Below are 13,583 nucleotides of genomic sequence, written 5' to 3' on the forward strand. Positions count from 1 at the left end.
TCGATGTCGCTGTCGAGGTTCCTCATCAAGCGCTCGCTCCAGGGGCTGTTCGTCATCTGGGGGGTCATCACGGTCGTCTTCGGCCTCCGGTTCATCTCGCCGGGGGACCCGGCGAACGTGCTGTTGCCCCCCGACGTCGACCCCGAGGTCAGAGCGCAGGTCATCGCCGAACTCGGGCTGAACGAGCCCCTGTACGTCCAGTACTGGGAGTTCGTCTCCGGTATCCCGTTCGGCGACCTCGGCCTGTCGCTCGTGACCCGGACGCCGGTGTCGGCGCGCGTCGTGGCGAAGCTCCCGGCGACGCTCGAACTCGCCGTCGCGGCGACCGTCGTCGCCGTCGTCATCGCCATCCCGCTCGGCGTCCTGTCGGCCACGCGGCGGCACGAGCCCGCGGACTACGGCGCGACGGTGTTCTCGCTGGTCGGCATCAGCACGCCCAACTTCTGGCTGGGGGTGATGCTCATCCTCGTGCTCGCGGTCCAGTTGAACCTGTTCCCGACGAGCCAGCGTCCCATCGGCCTCGACGGCATCGCGCTGCTTCTCGTCGGCGGCGACCCGGGCGCGGCGATACGCGGCTTCGGGACGTGGCTGTGGCACATCACGCTCCCCGCCGTCACGCTCGGGACGTACTTCACCGCACTCATCACGCGGCTCACCCGCAGCGGGATGCTCGACCAACTCGGACAGACCTACGTCCGCGCGTCGCGGGCGAAGGGGCTCCCCGAGACGTTGGTCCGCTACAAGCACGCGCTTCGGAACACGCTCATCCCGGTCATCACCGTCATCGGTCTCCAACTCGGAACCCTCATCGGCGGGGCCGTCATCACGGAGGCCGTCTTCGCGTGGCCGGGGCTCGGGACGCTCATCATCAACAGCATCAACGCCCGCGATTGGCCGGTCTTACAGGGCTCGCTCATCGTCGTCGCGGTCGGGTTCGTCCTCGTGAACATCCTCGTTGACGCCCTGTACGCCTACGTCAACCCGCAGGTGGCCTACGATTAACGCTCTATGATATCGGAACGCACACGCAGAAACCTTCGCCGAGAGCTCAGACGGAGTCTCCTCGCGAAGCTCGGCATCGTCGTCGTCGTCCTCGTGGTGGCGATGGCCATCTTTGCCCCGTTTATCTCGCCGTATAGCCCGTCCCAACAGAACCTCGACAACGCCCGGCAACCGCCGCTCGGCTTCAGCACGACGGAGACCCGGGAGGTGACACAGATGGAAGACGGGAGCGTCGTCATCGAGGACGGACAGGTCGTCACCGAGACGCAGACCGTCTACACGAACGCGACGGTCGCACACCCGCTCGGCACCGACGGCAACGGGCGGGACATCCTCTCCCGCGTCATCTACGGCGCGAGAACGTCCATCCTCGTCGGCCTGTTCGGCACGTCGCTCGCGGCGCTCATCGGCGTCCTCGTCGGGCTGTCGGCGGGGTTCTACCGCGGGCGCGTGGACGACGTCCTGATGCGGAGCGCGGACATCATGCTCGCGTTCCCGTCGCTCGTCCTCGCAATCGCCCTCGTGGGCGTCTGGGGACAGGCCCAAGCGCCGATTCCCGACCCGTTCGTCGCCACCGGACTCGCCCCGGCGTTCCGCTCGGCTGTCGGGTTACCGACGGGCATGCCGGGGACGGTCGTCCTCCCGGGGACGGTCATCGTCGTCGTCGCGCTCGTCAACTGGGTGTGGTTCGCCCGCGTCGCCCGCGGCGAGGCGCTCTCCATCCGCGAGGAGGAGTACGTGAAGGCCGCGAAGGCACTCGGCGCGAGCGACGGGCGGACGATGCTCAGACACGTCCTCCCCAACGCCATCACGCCCATCCTCGTGTTGGCGACGATTCAGGTGGCCGCCATCATCCTGCTGGAGTCGGCGCTGTCGTTCCTCGGCTTCTCCGGGGCCGACGTGTCGTGGGGCTTCGACATCGCCCTCGGCCGGCAGTACCAGTCCACCGCGTGGTGGATTTCGACGATGCCCGGCCTCGCTATCGTGGTGACGGTCATCGGGCTGAACCTCGTCGGCGACTGGCTCAGAGACGCGCTCGACCCCGGCATCGAAGGGGAGGGGGGCGTCTGAGATGGCCGACACGATTCTCAGCGTCCGCGACCTCTCGACCCGCTTTTTCACCGAGGAGGGGCAGGTCAACGCGGTCGAAAGCGTCTCGTTCGACGTCGAAGACGGCGAGATATTCGGCATCGTCGGCGAGTCGGGGTCCGGCAAGTCCGTGACCGCGCTGTCGGTCATCGACCTCATCGAGTCGCCCGGTCGCGTGACCCAAGGCGAGATATGGTACCGCAACGCCGACCTCGCCGAGGAGTTCCGCGGGTCGAAGCCAGACGCCGTGGACGGCGACCTCGTCGACATCCGGCGGCTCCCGGAGGGCGTCCGCCGGTCGCTCCGCGGCCCGTCGTTCAGCATGGTGTTTCAGGACCCGATGAGCAGTTTCAACCCCTCGATAACCGTCGGCGAGCAGATCGCCGAAGCGGTGGAGGTCCAGCGCCGCGCCCGGTCGAACCCGCGGAGCACGCGCTCGCGCACCCAGGGCTACGGGCTCGCGTCGCTCATCAGGGACTCGCTTCTCCCCTCGAAGAGCTACGTCGACGACGAGAGCATGGACCGCGCGGTCGAACTGCTCGACCAGGTCGGTATCCCCGACCCCGAGGACCGCGCCGAGGAGTACCCCCACCAGTTCTCCGGGGGAATGCTCCAGCGCGCGATGATCGCGCAGGCGCTCGCCGGCGAGCCGGACGTGCTCATCGCCGACGAGCCGACCACCGCGCTCGACGTGACCATTCAGGCGCAGATTCTCAACCTGCTGCGCGACCTGCAGGAACAGGAGGGGATGAGCATCCTGATGATAACCCACGACCTCGGCGTCATCGCCCGGATGTGCGACCGCGTCGGCGTCATGTACGCCGGCGAGGTCGTCGAGCGCGGCCCGCTCGCCGACATCTTCGAGAACCCCGTCCACCCGTACACGCAGGGGATGTTGGGGTCGATTCCCGACGTTGACGACCCCTCGGGCCGCCTCGAACCCATCTCGGGTAACGTCCCCAGTCTGCTCGACTCGGAGATGCCCGACGCGTGTTACTTCGCCGACCGGTGCCCCAAAGCCATGACCGACTGTCTGACCCGCATCCCCGAGTACGAACTGGACGGCCGACACAGCGTCCGGTGCGTCCTCGCCGAACAGGAGTTCGACCCCTCGGACGCCGTCGATTCGGTCGACGGGGCCGAGGCGGCCGACCCGGAGGTGAGCGCCGATGACTGAACCGCTTCTGTCGGTTCGGGAGCTCCAGAAGTACTACTTCGAACAGGACTCGCTCGTCGACAGCCTCCTCGGGCGCGACCCGACGAGCGTCAAGGCGGTCGACGGCATCTCGTTCGACATCGTCCGCGGCGAGACGCTCGGACTCGTCGGCGAGTCCGGCTGCGGAAAGTCCACGACCGGGGAAACCCTGCTCCGGCTCCGCGAGGCGACCGGCGGCGCGGTCACGTTCGACGGGAAGAACGTCTTCGAGATGGACGACGACGAACTCAAGGCGTTCCGCAGGGACGCCCAAATCGTCTTCCAAGACCCGTTTTCGAGCCTCGACCCCCGGATGACCGTCGGCGACATCGTCGCCGAGCCGCTGCGGATTCACGGGATTCCCGACACCGCCGACGGCGAGTCCAAACGCGAGTGGCGGCGCGACAGGGTCACCGACCTGCTAGAGCGGGTCGGCCTCTCCGCGAACCACTTCGACCGCTACCCCCACGAGTTCTCCGGCGGCCAGCGTCAGCGCGTCGGTATCGCCCGCGCGCTCGCGCTCGAACCGGAGTTCATCGTCCTCGACGAGCCGGTGTCGGCGCTCGACGTCTCGGTGCAGGCGCAGGTGTTGAACCTGCTCGACGATTTGCAGGAGGAGTTCGGGCTGACGTATCTGTTTATCGCCCACGACCTCTCCGTCGTCCGGCACATCTGCGACCGCGTCGCCGTGATGTACCTCGGCAACATCGTCGAACTCGGCCCGACGGACGAGCTGTTCGAGTCGCCGAAACACCCCTACACCGAGGCGCTGTTGGAGAGCGTGCCCCGGCCCTCGACGGCCGAACACGGCCGTCGGGTCGAGGCGCTGTCGGGCGACGTGCCGTCGCCGCGAAACCCGCCGTCCGGCTGTCGCTTCCGGACGCGGTGCCCGCGGGTCATCCCCCCGGACGACCTCGACATCGAACAGGAGACCTACCGCGCCGTGATGGACCTCCGCGACGCGCTGGCGGTCGGCGACGTGAACCCCGACCACGTCTGGGACGCCGCCGACCCCGACCGGGAGGACGCGGAGGCGTTCATCGAGGAGGCGCGCGCGCGACACGTCGACGCCGAACTCCGCGGCGAGGTCGCGGGCGTCGTCGACACGGCGCTGGGCCACCTCGCCGAGGGCGACGCCGACCGCGCCGGCGAGACGCTACGGGAACGCTTCGAGAGCCCCTGTGAGACGCGACGCCCCGCGGTCGGCGACGCGCCGCACCCCGCGGCGTGTCACCTCTACGAGGGCTCCGACGAGGTGACGGTCATCGAGACGAACGCCGGCGCGGCCGTCGAGGCGGACGACTGAGTCGCGGTCGCAGGCTGGCGGCCGGCGGGTGTTGCTCGGCCGTTCCCCCCTCGCGGCACCGGCGAAACCGCCCCGTAACGAAACGTTCAGGCACCTCCCCGGTGCACCAACGCTGTGACACGGTACCGAAACATCGGACTGTTCGTCGTCCTCGCAGCCGTCTGGGGCTCCGCGTTCATGGCGATAAAGGCCGGACTCGACTTTTTCCCGCCGGTGCTGTTCGCCGCCCTCCGGTACGACGTGGCCGGCGTCGTGATGCTCGCCTACGCGCTGTACGCCACCGACTCGCCGGTCCCACGCGGCAGAGCCGAGTGGACGGAAATCGCCATCGGCGCGGTGTTTCTCATCGCCGCGTACCACGCGCTTCTGTTCATCGGCGAGACCGACCCGACCGTGACGAGCGCCGCCGCCGCCGTCATCGTGAGCCTCAGCCCGGTTCTCACCACCGGGTTCGCCCGACTCTTGCTCCCGAGCGAGCGACTCACCGCGCTCGGCGTCGTCGGCCTCCTCCTCGGCCTCGTCGGCGTCGCGGTCCTCTCGGAACTCGACCCGAGCAACCTCCTCGCCGGCGCTACGGTCGCGAAACTGCTCATCTTCGGCGCGGCCGCCGCCTTCGCCCTCGGCTCCGTCCTGACCCGTCGGGTCGACTCGGAGATGCCCATCGAGACGATGGAGGCGTGGTCGATGCTCCTCGGGGCGGGCCTGATGCACGTCGCGTCCGTCGGGCTCGGCGAGAGCATCGGCTCGGTCGACCTCACCGTCCAGTCGGTCGCCGCGCTCGCGTACCTCTCGCTCGCGGCGAGCGCGCTCGGCTTCCTCATCTACTTCGACCTGCTCGCGCGGCTCGGTCCCATCGAAATTAACCTCGTCTCGTACGTTGCACCCGTCTTCGCGGCGCTCGCCGGCTGGGCGTTCCTGAGCGAGGTCCCCACCTCGTCCACGGTCGGCGGGTTCGCGCTCATCTTCCTCGGGTTCGTCCTCCTGAAGCGCGGGGCGATTCGGCGCGAACTCCGCTATCGGTTCGGCGACGGCGCGGGCGCGGCCGACTGAAACACGCGGCTACGCGTCCGTCGTATCCGCCGCGTCCGCCCGCTCGACTGTCTCTACTTCTCCGACCATCGACCAGCCGTCCTCCCCGGGGCGCTGTCGACCGACGACGACGGCGTCGTTGTTCTCCGTCGTCGCGAACCGATAGACCGCGTCGTCGTCGACGCACCGCCCCTCGGCCTGAAACTCCGTCTGGAAGAACTCCGCGCTCTCCAACGTGAACGTGCCGTCTATCTCCTCGCCGACGACGAGACGCATGGCGTTCGGGTGGATGTTGTACATGCGCTTTGCGACGCGGTTGAGTTCGGGCATCACCCCGACAGTCGCGCTCGCGGGGTAAATCCCTGCGGGAGCGACGGCGGCCGAACCTCAGACCGACTGACGAACCGCGCGGGCCGGCGCACCGAGCGCCGAGTCTGGTCAATCGAAATTCGGGAAAATCAGGATTTCCGGACTGTTCAGGAACAGCTGAATGTTCTCTGAATAAAAGAGTTAGAACCGAGTATAAAGTATTAGGCCGTCGCTCGTCAGCCTATGAAATTTCACGTTTATCCGACGGTCGCGAGTAAACGAGTATGAAACGAATCGAATTCTCGCACCTAATTATGACCCCTCCGCACCATGTTGTGTTCGTAGGTGCCCCCCAACCAATGTCGAACTCCCCATCCACGGTCCCCCGTGAACGCCTCTCCCAACTCCGCGAGGTCGTAACGGAAGAACGGTCGCTTCGCCTCGGCTTCGAACTCGTCGCCGCACCGCTCCGGTTCGTCGGCTTCTGGGCCGCCGTTGCCCTCCCGTTCCTGTATCTGCCCTTGCTGTTCGGCGGCCTCGAAGCGAGCGAGTTCACCGTCTTCGGAGTGCTTCTCGCACTCAACGCGCTCGCGCTCGTCATCGGGCACAACTACGCCCGGTCGTAGGCGAGACGGTCGCCGACACGCATCCGACGGTTCGCGCACCGACGCGACCTGCGTTCTCCCTCCGCGTCCCTCCGTCCCTCCGTCCCTCCACATCCTCCCACCTCCGCGTCCCCTCCACATCCTCCCACCTCCGCGTCCCCTCCACATCCTCCCACCTCCGACACTCTCGGTCTCTCCTCCGCGAGCGCCTCCGGCGCGGCTCCCTCCGCGATTCTCGCGTCTCTCGGGCGCTCGATGCGTCGACCCGCCACCGCCGCACGTTCCTCATTTTCGACCGTCGGGAATCGAGTGGCTTTACCCCGGTCCGGTCTTCGGATTCGGTATGTCGCTCGCGATGGTTCCATTAGGACGGACCGGGACGACGGTCTCCGAACTCGCGTTCGGAACGTGGCGGTTCGGTCGGCGGAACGACGACGGCGAGGTCGAGGTCGGCCGCGACCGCGCCCACGAACTGCTCGACGCGTACGCCGCCGCCGGCGGGAACTTCATCGACACCGCGGACATGTACGGCGACGGTGCCAGCGAGACGTACATCGGCGACTGGCTCGGTGAACGCGACCGAGAGGATTTCGTCGTCGCGTCGAAAATCTTCTGGCCCACGCGAGAGGACGCCAACGGCCGCGGCCTCAACCGGAAACACCTCCGCCGCCAGATGGACCGCATCCTCGACCGACTCGGCACCGACTACGTCGACCTGCTGTACATCCATCGGTGGGACGACGAGACCCCGGTCGAGGAGTTCATGCGGACGCTCGACGGCTTCGTCCGCGACGGCAAGGTGAACTACCTCGGCACCTCGACGCTCGAACCGAACGCGTGGAAAGTCGTCAAGGCGAACGAACTCGCCGACAAGCGCGGCTACGAGCCGTTTAAAGTCGCCCAGCCGCGGTACAACGCCGTCAACCGCGAGATAGAGGGGAACTACCTCGACATGTGCGCCGACTACGACATCGGCGTCGTCCCGTGGTCGCCCTTGGCCGGCGGGTTTCTCACGGGCAAGTACGCCCGCGACGAGCGCCCGCCCGCGGACTCCCGCGCGGCGAACGACCAGCGGTTCGCCGACTCCTACCTCACGCCGTCGAACTTCGACGCGCTCGAACAGGTCGAGGAGGTCGCCGAGGCGGTCGGCGCGTCGCCCGCGCAGGTCAGCCTCGCGTGGCTCATGCATCACCCGCAGGTCACCGCGCCGATTGTCGGAGCGCGGACGGTCGACCAACTCGGCGAGAACGTCGCGGCCGCGGACATCGACCTCACGCCCGACCAGTTCGAACGCATCTCGGTCGCCAAGCGCCGCGTTTCCGGATAGCGGGTTCGTCGCCGCGCCCTCGAACCGTCAGGTGTAGGTGTCGCCGGCGGGTATCGGCGCGTATGACCGACCACGCGTTCGACGCCGACGCCTACGTCTCCGAACTCCGGGCGAAGCGCGAGGAGAAAGACGACTTCTTCGGGTCGCACCCGCAGTCGCCGATTCCGCCGGAAGAGCGGGACGAGTTCGACGGCCTCGACTACTTCGACCCCGACCCGGACTACCGCGTGACCGCGTCGGTCGAGACGCACGCCGACCCCGAGCCGGTGACGATGGACACCTCGACCGACGGCGAGGTCCGGTATCTCCGCGTCGCCACGTTCCACTTCGAACTCCGCGACACTGACCTCTCCCTCGGGGCGTACCGCCAGGAACACGACGACTCGCCGACGCTGTTCGTCCCCTTCCGCGACAAGACGACGGGCCAGCAGACCTACAACGGCGGTCGGTACATGGAACTCACGCCCGACGCGCCACTCGACGAGTTAGACGAGGTCGTCGTCGACTTCAACCTCGCGTACAACCCGTTTTGCGCGTTCACCGAGGCCTTCGAGTGTCCGCTTCCACCCGAGGAGAACTGGCTCGACGTGGTCGTCCCCGCCGGCGAACAGGACTACGAGTAACCGCGACGCGAAAGCGCAAGTTCCATATCGGACGCTTCCGGAGAGACCGACATGGGACTGCTCAGTTCGAAGAAAGCCGTCATCGGGATGGCGCTGATGATCGTCGGGACGATCGCGATGCTGCCGGGAACGCTACCGAACTCCGCACAGGTGATGTCCTACGCGGTCATCGTCGGTGCCGGCGCGCTCACCCTCGGAACGTGGCTAGTCGGCACGTCCGAAGACGGCCGCCCGGTCTGAGACCGGCGTATCCCTCGTTGTAACGGCGAAGAACCGGCTGTTCTCGCGACGGCGCAGTTCGTCTGTCTGAGCGCGCGCCAGCGACGCGGCCGGACACGCTTCGCGGGAGTCGAGTCAGCCGCGGCTCGGTGGGTGGGTCGGAAGAAAACGATGCCGCAAAGGCGGTGTTGCGTTCAGGCGTCGGGACCGGACCAGCTCTGAAGCGTGGCGGAGTTACTGCCACTCTCGGAGGTCCAGATGACTCGAACAGTCGCGGTTGAGAGGTCGTCGGCGTTCTGCTCGACAACCGTCACTTGGCTCCCGGCAGTAATCTCCGAATCCGAGGATATCGACTTCCAAGTGCCGGTCGTACCGCTCGCCCCGGCGAGTTCAGTTCCCGTGGAGTCGTTAAGGGCAACCGAAGAGGTGATGTTGACCTGCGCGGCGTCGATGGAAGAACCGCTCTCGTGGGTGACCGTGAGGGCGGTGCCGTTGTAGTCGAACCCGAAGCTCGCCTGCGGAGCAGTGTCGCCGACCTGGTCGCCGAGACCGAGGACGAACGTCCCGATAACGGCCGCGAGAATCACCGTGATTGCGACCATGAGGATAACGCCGATGACCGGCGACACCGCGTCGTCCTCAGCGAGGAGTTGTTTGAAATTCATCTATCCGTTGTAGGTCCACTGCTGGAGCGTGGAGGACGTGCTGCCACTCTGCGAGTTCCAGACGACGCGAACGGTGTCGCCGTCAGCGAATCCATCAGAGTTGTTTACGACGGCGGACCCACCTGCGGAGATCGGATCGGAGCCACCGTAAGCGGTCCAGTTATTACCGGAGTTGCTGAAGTTACCGGTTACGGTGACCTGGTTCGCGGCAATCTGCTCCCCGCTCTCGTGGGTAATCGTCAGGTTGTCGGTGCCGTCGTAATCGAAGCTAAAGCTCGCCTGCGGGGCCGTCTCGCTGACTTGGTCACCGAGTCCGAGAACGAACGTGCCGATGACGGCTGCGAGAATCACTGTAATCGCCACCATCAGGATAACCCCGATGACGGGACTGACTGCACGGTCTTCCGTGAAGAGATGTTTGAGTTGCATGCGTTATGTCCGACACCCGGGACGGTATCGCTCGCCGAGGACGCTAGTGGCGCGGTCGTCGCTGCCAGCATCCCTGCCCGGCACCCGTCGCGGTGTGTCCACCCGACCGGTATCTCCGGGATAACTTAAATCTACGTGCCAGATTAATGGGCAATTTCGAGCCGGAATTAGGACATTAATATACTGTTTATACTGTGTTTAAGTCCCTAACTACCCCCCTTCGAGAGACGCTTTCTGAGGACATTTGACATGTCCTCGGGGGCGTTTCATTCGATTCCGACGGTCGCATACGACGTCGTCGAACACGTCCGCGAGACTGGACCGCACAGGCTCGGAGTGGAGAAGTCGCAAAGAACAGAGCGGAAGAGAGACGAGACAGCGACCGCGGATGTTACTGGCCCGCGTTCAGCACTCGGACCAGCCGCAGTTCTGGCAGGTCTTACAGCCCTCGGAGTAGTAGAGGTCCATCTCGCCGCACTCGGGACACTCGGGGCTCTCGCCCGCCGCGAGCAGGTCCGCGACGGCGTCGGAATCGGAGCCGTCGTCGACGGCGACCCCGCCGTCGGTGTCCGCGTCCTCGGCCGCGGCGGCCTCGGCTTCGACCTCGGTCAGGTTCTGCTGTTGCGGGTAGCCCTTGTCGATGTCGCCGTCGAGATACCGGCGCATGGCGGTCCCGATGGCGTCCGGGATGGAGTTAATCTGCTCTCCTTTGTCCCAGGCGACCTTCGGGCTCCGGATGCCCTTCAGCTCGTTGGCAATCTCCTCGGGGTCGACGCCCGAGCGGAGCGAGGTGGAGACGGTCTTGGCGAGCGCCTCGGTGAAGGAGGCGGTGAAGCCGCCGGAGTTGCCGATGTTGGCGAACAGCTCGAACGGCTCGCCGTGTTCGTCCTCGTTGATGTTGACGTAGAGCTTCCCGTAGCCGGTGTCGATGCGCTGGGTGACGCCGTACAGCACGTCCGGACGGGGGCGCTTCTTGCCGACGTCGCTCGGGGAGTCGGCGAAGGCGAGTTCGAGTTCGCTGCCGATGAGGTCCGAGACCTCCTCGGATTCGAGGAACGCCTCCACGTCGCCGAACACGTCGCGAATCTGCGAGACGATGGCCTCGGCGGCCTCCTCGTCGTCGGAGAACTCGGTGTTCTTCGCGCGCGTGGTGAGCACCTGCTTCGAGCGGGTCCCGTCGCGGTAGACGGTGACGCCCTTGCCGCCGTGGTCGTAGATGTAGCGGTAGACCTCGTCCATGTCCTCCTTCGAGGCGCTGTTCGGGAAGTTACAGGTCTTCGAGATGGCGGAGTCGACGCCGCTCTGGAGGGCGCACTGGACGCCCGCGTGCTCGATGCCCGCGAGGTCGGAGGTCACGACGAACAGCTCGGAGATGGCGTCCGGAACCGTCGACAGCGAGGCGACGCCGTCGAACTCGTTTGCGGCCATCTGGTCTTGGGCCTCGCGCTTGACGGCCTCGACGTCGATGTCGTTGGCCTCCAGCACGCGGAGGAAGTAGTCGTCGAACTCGACGAGCATCTCGTCGCCCTGCACGTCGTCGGAGACGTTCTTGTAGTAGGCGACGTTGTAGATGGGTTCGCAGCCGCCGGTGGTGTTCGACACCATCGACGTGGTGCCCGTCGGGGCGATGGTCGTCGTGTTGTGGTTGCGGATGGGGTAGCCGTCCTCCCAGTCGTCGGCGGACTCGCCGGTGTGGTGTTCGAACCACTCGCGGTACTCCGTCGGGTTCGCGTACTTCGAGTCTTCCCACGCCTCGAACGGGCCGCGCTCTGCGGCGAGTTCGTGGGAGGCCCGCTTGGACCCGTGGTTGATGTGGGTCATGAGCTGCTGGGCGATTTCGTTGCCCTCGTCGGAGCCGTAGCGGACGCCGAGCTGGATGTACAGCTGGGCGAGACCCATGATGCCGAGACCGATCTTGCGGAGTTCGCGGACTTTCTCCTCGATCTTCTCGACCGGGAAGTCCGACATCGTGACGACGTTTTCGAGGAAGCGCGTGCCGCTTTCGATGCGGTGGTTGAACTCCTCCCAGTCGACGGCGTCTTCGAGGAACGCCTCCGTCGCGGCCTCAAGCGAGTCGTACTCGTCGCCGTGGGCGTCGTACCAGACGCGCCAGTCGGGGGAGTCCTCCGCGACGAGCGTCGAGAGGTTGATGTGCCCGAGGTTACACGCCTCGTACTCCTCCAGCGGCTGTTCGCCGCAGGGGTTGGTCGCGAGGATGCGGTGGTCGGGGTGTTTCTCGACGTCGAAGGAGTGCTGTTTGTTCGCGCGTTCGAGGTAGACGACGCCGGGTTCGCCGTTCTCCCACGCGCCCTCGATAATCTGGTCCCAGAGCTCCTTCGCGGGGACCGAAAGGACCTCGCCGACCTCGACGTACTCGCCGAGACCGAACATGTCGTAGATCTCCTTCGTCTGGGGCGTGGCGACGTGCGGCTCTTCGGTGCGGGGGTTCGTGAAGACGAACTCCTCGTCGTTGTACAGCGCCTCCATGAAGCCGTCGGTGATGCCGACGGAGATGTTGAAGTTCGAGAGGTGGCCTTCGACGGCGTTACGGAGGTGCTTGGGGACGCGGCCGTCCTCGTCGATGAGTTCGCGCGCCTCGTCGAGCGCATCGACGAACTTGGTGTGGGTGAAGTCGTCGGGGTCGTTCAGGCGGAGCGTGTGCGCGAGCGAGACGTCCTTGTTCTTCGCGTGGAGGAACTGGATGACGTCGGGGTGGCTGACGCGCATGACGCCCATCTGCGCGCCGCGGCGCGCGCCGCCCTGCGCGATGGTCTCGCACATCTGGTCGAACGTCCGCATGAACGTGATGGGGCCGGAGGCGATGCCGCCGGTCGAACCGACCGCGTCGCCGTAGGGGCGGAGCTTCCAGAAGGCGTAGCCCATGCCGCCGCCGGACTGGAACACCTCGGCGGCCTCCTTGGCCGTCTGGTGGATGTCGGTGATGTCGTCGCCCGGGGAGTCGACGAAGCAGGCCGACAGCTGCTGGAGTTCGTCGCCGGCGTTCATGAGCGTCGGCGAGTTCGGCATAAAGGAGAGCTGTTCCATCATGTCCTGGAACGTCTCGCGCTTCTCGACGACGACCTCGCGGACCTCCTCGGGGAGTTCGGGGACGAGGGTGTCGTAGGCGAACTTGTTGACGTTGTACACCGAGAGCGTCGCCTCGGCCTCGTCGTCGTCGGCGGTGACGCCCTTACCGAAGACCTCCGCGGCGAGTTCGTCGCGGCGCGGGTGGTCCGGCTTGATGAGGTCGGGGGTGACCGTGAGTTCGATGTCGCGCTTTTCGGCCTCGAAGACGGCCTCGGCGAGCGCGATGTTCTTCGCGACGCGGGGGAACAGGTCCTCCTGCGTCTCGACGAGGTCGCCGTCGGCGTCCTTGCGGAGATAGCGGGCGGGGAGAATGTTGTTGTAGGCGTTGCCCGTCATCCGCGCTTCGAGGGTCTCGCCTTCGGTCCGCTTGACCGGAAGCACGAGTTCGTCCGTCGAGAGGTTCGCGTCGCTCATCTTACTGTCCCTCCCGCCCGAGCCGCGTTCGGGCGAGGTCGCGTCGATAGTGTCCGGAAATTCCGCTCATTGGTGACGATATTGGTGTGTGTTGCGTGGTTGGTTAAGGGCTTCGAACTCGGAGGTTCGACCGCCGAACGTATCATAATTAGTGCAGTTACGCCGACGGCCGACGACCGGGTCCGAAGTGCACGGATTCATAGGACGGACGGAAGCCACATAACCGTAGTTAGAGCGGAGCGGAAGTGAAATCGTGACGCCCAAAATCGACAGACGGAAGCGGT

At 66.1% G+C, this 13,583-nt stretch carries 13 protein-coding genes; 9 read left to right on the forward strand and 4 right to left on the reverse strand.

All coding sequences use genetic code 11. The features are described 5' to 3' along the window. Nucleotides 1-3: 3 nt before the first annotated feature. From NDI65_RS06025 to NDI65_RS06045, 5 genes are all read left to right on the forward strand, one after another. Complete coding sequence (locus NDI65_RS06025) at nucleotides 4-1,002, forward strand: ABC transporter permease (RefSeq protein ID WP_042662442.1); 999 nt, start codon at nucleotides 4-6, stop codon at nucleotides 1,000-1,002. A 6-nt stretch (nucleotides 1,003-1,008) separates the two neighbouring features. Further along, entirely contained in the window at nucleotides 1,009-2,073 is a 1,065-nt protein-coding gene (locus tag NDI65_RS06030) for an ABC transporter permease (protein ID WP_042662443.1), read from the forward strand. Between the two features lies 1 nt (nucleotide 2,074). Beyond that, nucleotides 2,075-3,268, forward strand: a complete 1,194-nt coding sequence (locus tag NDI65_RS06035; protein ID WP_089781504.1) for an ABC transporter ATP-binding protein — start codon at nucleotides 2,075-2,077, stop codon at nucleotides 3,266-3,268. Next, the gene (locus NDI65_RS06040; protein ID WP_089781502.1) at nucleotides 3,261-4,592 is read left to right on the forward strand and encodes an oligopeptide/dipeptide ABC transporter ATP-binding protein; all 1,332 of its coding nucleotides are present in this window, start codon (nucleotides 3,261-3,263) and stop codon (nucleotides 4,590-4,592) included. The genes NDI65_RS06035 and NDI65_RS06040 overlap by 8 nt, the downstream gene beginning before the upstream one ends. Before the next feature lie 114 nt (nucleotides 4,593-4,706). Next, nucleotides 4,707-5,642, forward strand: a complete 936-nt coding sequence (locus NDI65_RS06045; RefSeq protein WP_089781500.1) for a DMT family transporter — start codon at nucleotides 4,707-4,709, stop codon at nucleotides 5,640-5,642. Nucleotides 5,643-5,651: 9 nt separating this feature from the next. Here NDI65_RS06045 and NDI65_RS06050 read toward each other — a convergent pair whose 3' ends face one another. Further along, the gene (locus tag NDI65_RS06050) at nucleotides 5,652-5,951 is read right to left on the reverse strand and encodes a transcriptional regulator (protein WP_089781498.1); all 300 of its coding nucleotides are present in this window, start codon (nucleotides 5,949-5,951) and stop codon (nucleotides 5,652-5,654) included. 338 nt (nucleotides 5,952-6,289) lie between these two features. On the opposite strand from NDI65_RS06050, the gene NDI65_RS06055 reads away from it, so the two are divergent. From NDI65_RS06055 to NDI65_RS06070, 4 genes are all read left to right on the forward strand, one after another. After that, nucleotides 6,290-6,556, forward strand: a complete 267-nt coding sequence (locus NDI65_RS06055) for a hypothetical protein (RefSeq protein ID WP_089781496.1) — start codon at nucleotides 6,290-6,292, stop codon at nucleotides 6,554-6,556. Between the two features lie 322 nt (nucleotides 6,557-6,878). After that, a complete protein-coding gene (locus NDI65_RS06060; RefSeq protein WP_310893483.1) occupies nucleotides 6,879-7,862 on the forward strand; it encodes an aldo/keto reductase in 984 nt (327 codons plus the stop codon). A gap of 62 nt (nucleotides 7,863-7,924) precedes the next feature. Next, nucleotides 7,925-8,485, forward strand: coding sequence for a DUF1684 domain-containing protein (locus NDI65_RS06065; protein ID WP_089781492.1), 561 nt, complete (start codon nucleotides 7,925-7,927; stop codon nucleotides 8,483-8,485). A gap of 51 nt (nucleotides 8,486-8,536) precedes the next feature. Further along, the gene (locus NDI65_RS06070) at nucleotides 8,537-8,725 is read left to right on the forward strand and encodes a hypothetical protein (RefSeq protein WP_089781490.1); all 189 of its coding nucleotides are present in this window, start codon (nucleotides 8,537-8,539) and stop codon (nucleotides 8,723-8,725) included. Nucleotides 8,726-8,898: 173 nt separating this feature from the next. Here NDI65_RS06070 and NDI65_RS06075 read toward each other — a convergent pair whose 3' ends face one another. The 3 genes from NDI65_RS06075 to NDI65_RS06085 all read right to left on the reverse strand — a co-directional run bounded on the left by NDI65_RS06075 (nucleotide 8,899) and on the right by NDI65_RS06085 (nucleotide 13,299). Further along, nucleotides 8,899-9,369, reverse strand: a complete 471-nt coding sequence (locus NDI65_RS06075; protein ID WP_089781488.1) for a type IV pilin N-terminal domain-containing protein — start codon at nucleotides 9,367-9,369, stop codon at nucleotides 8,899-8,901. After that, a complete protein-coding gene (locus tag NDI65_RS06080; RefSeq protein ID WP_089781486.1) occupies nucleotides 9,370-9,798 on the reverse strand; it encodes a type IV pilin N-terminal domain-containing protein in 429 nt (142 codons plus the stop codon). Between the two features lie 405 nt (nucleotides 9,799-10,203). Continuing rightward, on the reverse strand, nucleotides 10,204-13,299 hold the full coding sequence (locus tag NDI65_RS06085) for an adenosylcobalamin-dependent ribonucleoside-diphosphate reductase (protein WP_089781484.1): 3,096 nt from the start codon (nucleotides 13,297-13,299) through the stop codon (nucleotides 10,204-10,206). Nucleotides 13,300-13,583 lie beyond the last annotated feature (284 nt).

The sequence above is a fragment of the Haloferax sp. S2CR25 genome (assembly GCF_031624535.1).
GTDB lineage: Archaea > Halobacteriota > Halobacteria > Halobacteriales > Haloferacaceae > Haloferax > Haloferax massiliensis.

Coding starts and splice junctions, on each gene's coding strand:
- NDI65_RS06025 (WP_042662442.1), top strand. CDS start 4: ATGTCGCTGTCGAGGTTCCTCATCAAGCGCTCGCTCCAGGGGCTGTTC.
- NDI65_RS06030 (WP_042662443.1), top strand. CDS start 1,009: ATGATATCGGAACGCACACGCAGAAACCTTCGCCGAGAGCTCAGACGG.
- NDI65_RS06035 (WP_089781504.1), top strand. CDS start 2,075: ATGGCCGACACGATTCTCAGCGTCCGCGACCTCTCGACCCGCTTTTTC.
- NDI65_RS06040 (WP_089781502.1), top strand. CDS start 3,261: ATGACTGAACCGCTTCTGTCGGTTCGGGAGCTCCAGAAGTACTACTTC.
- NDI65_RS06050 (WP_089781498.1), bottom strand. CDS start 5,951: ATGCCCGAACTCAACCGCGTCGCAAAGCGCATGTACAACATCCACCCG.
- NDI65_RS06055 (WP_089781496.1), top strand. CDS start 6,290: ATGTCGAACTCCCCATCCACGGTCCCCCGTGAACGCCTCTCCCAACTC.
- NDI65_RS06060 (WP_310893483.1), top strand. CDS start 6,879: ATGTCGCTCGCGATGGTTCCATTAGGACGGACCGGGACGACGGTCTCC.
- NDI65_RS06065 (WP_089781492.1), top strand. CDS start 7,925: ATGACCGACCACGCGTTCGACGCCGACGCCTACGTCTCCGAACTCCGG.
- NDI65_RS06070 (WP_089781490.1), top strand. CDS start 8,537: ATGGGACTGCTCAGTTCGAAGAAAGCCGTCATCGGGATGGCGCTGATG.
- NDI65_RS06075 (WP_089781488.1), bottom strand. CDS start 9,369: ATGAATTTCAAACAACTCCTCGCTGAGGACGACGCGGTGTCGCCGGTC.
- NDI65_RS06080 (WP_089781486.1), bottom strand. CDS start 9,798: ATGCAACTCAAACATCTCTTCACGGAAGACCGTGCAGTCAGTCCCGTC.
- NDI65_RS06085 (WP_089781484.1), bottom strand. CDS start 13,299: ATGAGCGACGCGAACCTCTCGACGGACGAACTCGTGCTTCCGGTCAAG.